Below are 701 nucleotides of genomic sequence, written 5' to 3'. Positions count from 1 at the left end.
GGGGGGGGGGGGGGGGGGGGGGGTAACTAGCGGCATTAGGGCGAAGGATCATTGCGCACTCCTTGTCTGCGTAGTCTCCTCCTGTCCAGCCGTAAGTAAATTCACCTACGCTGGATAAGTAAACTAGCTTATATCTAGGTAATGTCCGCTTTTCCCACTGCGCGTGGGGCGGCAGCCGCAGGCTGTTTTATTTGGCGGCAGGCTCGTTGGCCCGCCGTCCATCGCTGCACCCATTTACCGAACGCTTGGCCGCCGTGCTTGCGCACGGCAACCAAGCGTTCGGTAGAAAGGACCCTAAACTTTGAGGCGGGAGTTTACTGGTGATTTCTCCCACCTCGCCCAAACGGGTTATCACTCTACTTTTCCCCCCTGTCGCAACGCGACAGGGGGGAATGCCTTCAAATTTGGGAATTGGTTTTGTCGCGAAGCGACGGGGCCAATTCCCAAATTAAAGGGAAGCGGTCACTGACCGCCGCTCCACGCGCAGTGGGCTCAGAAGGCGAGGCGGAGGCCGAGGTTGAGGCTACGGCCGGGGAGGGGGAGCAGGTCTTTTAGGAAGGAGTTGTGGACGCGGGCGTCGCGGTTGCCGAGGTTCGTGCCGCGCACAAAGAGCGTGCATTGGGTGGGGCCGAGTTTGAGGGCGTAGCTGCCGTAGAGCCCGACGAGTGTGTAGCTGTCTGTCGGGTTTTCGTTGGGGGCGA

General features: G+C 60.2%; 1 protein-coding gene. It reads right to left on the bottom strand.

Annotation, left to right across the window (positions count from 1 at the left end):
• Positions 1 to 492 precede the first annotated feature (492 nt).
• Positions 493 to 701: TonB-dependent receptor (locus tag AXK12_RS04615; RefSeq protein WP_156468871.1), on the bottom strand; the 209-nt coding region annotated here is incomplete at its 5' end.

The organism is Cephaloticoccus capnophilus (assembly GCF_001580045.1).
In the GTDB taxonomy this organism is placed as follows: domain Bacteria; phylum Verrucomicrobiota; class Verrucomicrobiia; order Opitutales; family Opitutaceae; genus Cephaloticoccus; species Cephaloticoccus capnophilus.
This window is presented reverse-complemented; position numbering and strand designations above follow the sequence as displayed.